Annotated in this window: 4 protein-coding genes and 1 tRNA gene; 3 read left to right on the top strand and 2 right to left on the bottom strand. The window is 68.0% G+C overall.

Annotated elements, in window-relative coordinates; translation table 11 throughout:
* Positions 1–224 precede the first annotated feature (224 nt).
* Positions 225–298: transfer RNA gene (locus FLV34_RS38830), tRNA-Gly, on the bottom strand.
* A 130-nt stretch (positions 299–428) separates the two neighbouring features.
* Between FLV34_RS38830 and dcd the strand changes: the two genes are divergently transcribed.
* From dcd to FLV34_RS38815, 3 genes are all read left to right on the top strand, one after another.
* Complete coding sequence (dcd, locus tag FLV34_RS38825) at positions 429–1,004, top strand: dCTP deaminase (RefSeq protein ID WP_142651516.1); 576 nt, start codon at positions 429–431, stop codon at positions 1,002–1,004.
* A gap of 156 nt (positions 1,005–1,160) precedes the next feature.
* A complete protein-coding gene (locus FLV34_RS38820) occupies positions 1,161–1,778 on the top strand; it encodes a DUF47 domain-containing protein (RefSeq protein ID WP_030510423.1) in 618 nt (205 codons plus the stop codon).
* Positions 1,779–2,777, top strand: a complete 999-nt coding sequence (locus tag FLV34_RS38815) for an inorganic phosphate transporter (RefSeq protein WP_142651515.1) — start codon at positions 1,779–1,781, stop codon at positions 2,775–2,777. It begins immediately after the preceding gene.
* 57 nt (positions 2,778–2,834) lie between these two features.
* On the opposite strand, the gene mshD is transcribed toward FLV34_RS38815, so the two are convergent.
* The gene (mshD, locus tag FLV34_RS38810; RefSeq protein ID WP_142651514.1) at positions 2,835–3,737 is read right to left on the bottom strand and encodes a mycothiol synthase; all 903 of its coding nucleotides are present in this window, start codon (positions 3,735–3,737) and stop codon (positions 2,835–2,837) included.
* Positions 3,738–4,000: the final 263 nt, after the last annotated feature.

Genomic DNA, 4,000 nt, shown 5'->3' with positions numbered 1-4,000 from the left:
GCTGGACCAACATCGCCGCCGCCACCGACCACTACCGCAGCCACCCCACCGATGCACTTCAGCTACTCGGTCTCACAACCTGAGAACGCTTCAGCCCTGCCAGGACGAGGGTGGTTCGGAGGCGGCCCTGGTCCCCGTGGGCTAATTGCACGGAAGATCGAACAGGTGCCAGAAACGATCAGGGCCCGGGTCTGGATCTCTGTCCTGACCTGGGCCTTCGTGGGTGGAGCGGGTGACGGGAATCGAACCCGCGCTGTCAGCTTGGGAAGCTGATGTTCTGCCATTGAACTACACCCGCGTGACCGGCTGTGGAGCCTGTCGCTGCCCCTACTGTAGCGGATCCGGGGGGTGGTCCTGCAGCCCCGACGCGAAGATCCGCTATACCTGCCGCTGAAATGGCCTACTAGCCTTCTACTAGCCTTGCACCCGTGCTGCTTTCCGATCGTGACCTCCGTGCCGAGATCGAGTCGGGCAGGGTGAAGCTCGACCCGTACGACCCGGCGATGATCCAGCCGTCCAGCATCGACGTACGGCTGGACCGCTACTTCCGGGTGTTCGAGAACCACCGCTACCCGCACATCGACCCGTCGATCGAGCAGCCGGACCTCACCCGGCAGGTGGAGCCGGACGGCGACGAGCCGTTCATCCTGCATCCGGGGGAGTTCGTGCTGGCCAGCACGTACGAGGTGATCAGCCTGCCGGACGACATCGCCTCGCGGCTGGAGGGCAAGTCGAGTCTGGGCCGGCTGGGCCTGCTGACGCACTCGACGGCCGGCTTCATCGACCCCGGCTTCGAGGGGCATGTCACACTCGAACTGTCCAACGTCGCCACGCTGCCGATCAAACTGTGGCCGGGCATGAAGATCGGTCAGCTCTGTATGTTCCGGCTCAGCTCGCCGGCCGAGTTCCCGTACGGCTCGGACCGGTACGGCTCGCGCTACCAGGGGCAGCGGGGGCCGACGCCGAGCAGGTCGTTCCTGAACTTCCACCGCACCAAGATCTGAAGCGGCTCAGGCAACAAGTGTGTTACGGGACCCCTTCTGGGCAGCGAGAAGGGGAAGAGTAGGTTACAAGCGGGCTTGTGTGCCCTGAACTTCGCATTTCCACTGGTAAGCCGTACCCTTCTCTGCGGACCGTCCCCGCACATCTGGAGAAACGACGTGCGCCTGCGTCTCACGCCCCGTGAGGACAGCTACTACGACTTGTTCGCCGACTCGGCGAACAACCTCGTCACCGCATCGCGTCTGCTGGTCGAGATCATCAGCGACGGTTCGGACCGGGAGGGTCTGGCCGAGAAGATGCGCGCCTGCGAACACGCGGGCGACGAGCGCACTCACGCGATCATGAACCGGCTCAACGAGAGCTTCATCACGCCCTTCGACCGTGAGGACATCTACCGCCTCGCGTCGAATCTCGACGACGTGATGGACTACATGGAGGCCGCCGCCGACCTGATCGTCCTCTACCAGATCGACCACCTGCCCAAGGAGGTCGTGCGCCAGGTGGAGGTCCTCGAACGGGCCGCCGAGCTCACGGCGGACGCGATGCCGCGCCTGCGCTCGATGCAGCACCTCAACGAATACTGGATCGAGATCAACCGGCTTGAGAACCAGGCCGACCAGGTCTATCGCAGGCTGCTGGCGAAGCTGTTCAGCGGGGAGTACGACGCCCTCACCGTCATGAAGATGCGTGAGGTCATCGAGCAGCTAGAGCTCGCCGCGGACGCCTTCGAGCACGTCGCGAACACGATCGAGACGATCGCGGTCAAGGAAAGCTAAGTGGAGCTCGCGCTTGTCATCGGCGTGATCGTCATCGCGCTGGTGTTCGACTACACGAACGGTTTCCATGACGCGGCGAACGCCATCGCCACCTCCGTCTCCACCCGCGCGCTGACGCCGCGGGTCGCACTCCTCCTCGCCGCGGTGATGAACTTCATCGGAGCCCATCTCGGCACCGAGGTCGCCCAGACCGTCGGCAAGGGGATCATCGACGCTCCGGACGGCACCCACGGGTTGCTCATCGTGGGCGGCGCCCTCATCGGAGCGATCGTCTGGAACCTCATCACCTGGTATTTCGGCCTGCCGTCCTCCAGTAGTCACGCCCTGATCGGCGGGCTGGTCGGCTCCGCCCTCGCCGCCAGCGCGAACGTGCACTGGTCGGGAGTGGTGGAGAAGGTCGTCATCCCCATGGTCCTGTCGCCTGTCATCGGGTTCGTCCTGGGCGGGATCATCATGATCATCCTGCTGTGGCTCTTCCGCAAGTCGAACCCGCACCGCACCAGCCGGGGGTTCCGGTACATCCAGCCGGTGTCGGCGGCCGCCATCGCGCTCGGCCACGGGCTGCAGGACGCGCAGAAGACGATGGGCGTGATCTTCCTGGCGCTCGTCGTCGGCGGATACGCCTCCCCCCAGGGCGGCATTCCCGAGTGGGTCATCACGGCCTCGGCCACGGCGATCTCCCTCGGCACCTACTCCGGCGGCTGGCGCATCATGCGGACGATGGGCAGGCGCATCATCCACCTGGACCCGCCGCGCGGTTTCGCGGCCGAGACGGCGGCGTCGTCGGTCCTCTACACCGCCGCCATCGGGTTCGGCGCCCCGATCTCGACCACGCACACCATGACCTCCGCGATCATGGGTGTGGGCGCCACGCGGCGGTTGTCGGCCGTGCGGTGGGGCATCGCCGGCAACATCGTGACCGCGTGGGTCCTGACGATCCCCGCCGCGGCCGTCGCCGCCGCGATCGGCTACTTCATCCTCAACCTCGTCCTCGGATAGAGGACACCTCTATATAGAACGGGCCGGCCCCACGCGGGGGACCGGCCCTTCGGCGTCTCAGCGCCGGTACATGGCGTCCGTGCTCCACCGCGTGAACCCGAGCGACTCGTACAGCCGGACCGCCGCGGTGTTCTCCTCGTCCACGTAGAGCATGACCTGCGAGAGGCCGAGCGCGCGCAGGTGTTCGAGCCCGGCGAGCGTCAGCGCCCGGCCGAGGCCCGTGCCGCGCTCGCCGGGCGCGACCCCCACCACGTAGACCTCGCCGATCGGTTCGTCGCCGCCGGGCGTCCCCGCGTGCACCTTGGTCCAGTGGAAGCCCGCCAGCGCGTCTCCCCGTACGGCGAGGAAGAAACCCGCGGGGTCGAACCACGGCTCCCGCTCCCGCAGTTCGAGGTCGGCGGCCGTCCAGGAGCCCTGCTCGGGGTGGGTGGCGAAGGCCTGCGCGTTGAGCGCCAGCCACGCCTTCTCGTCGCGTCCCGGCTCGAACGTGCGCAGCCGTACGCCTTCGGGGAGGGCGGCGGCAGGCAGGGGTTCGGACAGCGGGCGGCGCATCTGCCACAGGGAGCGCACCCGGGCCAGGCCCGCGCTCGCGGCGAGACGGGCGGCGCCGGGCAGGTCGCCGTGCGCCCACAGGCGCAGCCCGCCCCCGCTCGCCTCCAGCGCCTCGCCGAGCAGCCGCCGGCCCAGGCCGCGCCCGCGGAAGGCGGGATGCACCACGAGCTCGCCGCTCGGTCCCTCCTCCGGGTCCGCCGGGTCCAGGTGGGCGAAGCCCGCGACGCTCCCGTCCGCATACACCAGTACGGCTCTCGCACCCGGCTCGGCGCCGTGGCGCACCTGGAGCATCACATGTTCGTTGAGCGGGGCCACACCGTCGGCCTCGGCGGCCGCCTCCACCAGGGCGAGCACCGCCGCCACCTGCTCATCATCGAGCCGCTCCGTGATCTCCACGCGTAGGTCCATGATTGGCACGATAAGTGAAGGCCCGGCGATCTCCCTACCGGGCTTCGGCAATAGACGCCATGCGTCCCCTCTCTGAATCGTTATCTCTGCGCAATTTCCCGCTCAGCTCCCCGCTCTACTGTCGGAGGTCATGACCCGAGCATCCCTGACGCGACTGGCCATCGCCGGCGCCGCAATGGTCGGCGTCGCGACCCTCACGATGGGCACGGCAGCCGCTTCTCCCGGTCCCAAGCCCCCCGCTCCTCCCACCGCCCCCGCCCCCC

The organism is Microbispora sp. CSR-4 (assembly GCF_008033685.1).
Lineage (GTDB): Bacteria > Actinomycetota > Actinomycetes > Streptosporangiales > Streptosporangiaceae > Microbispora.
Note: the sequence above shows the minus strand (reverse complement) of the source record. Positions and strands in the feature narration are given on the sequence as shown.

Bases quoted from the DNA above. Each gene is read 5' to 3' on its own strand.
- mshD (WP_142651514.1), bottom strand. From the start codon at position 3,737: ATGGACCTACGCGTGGAGATCACGGAGCGGCTCGATGATGAGCAGGTG.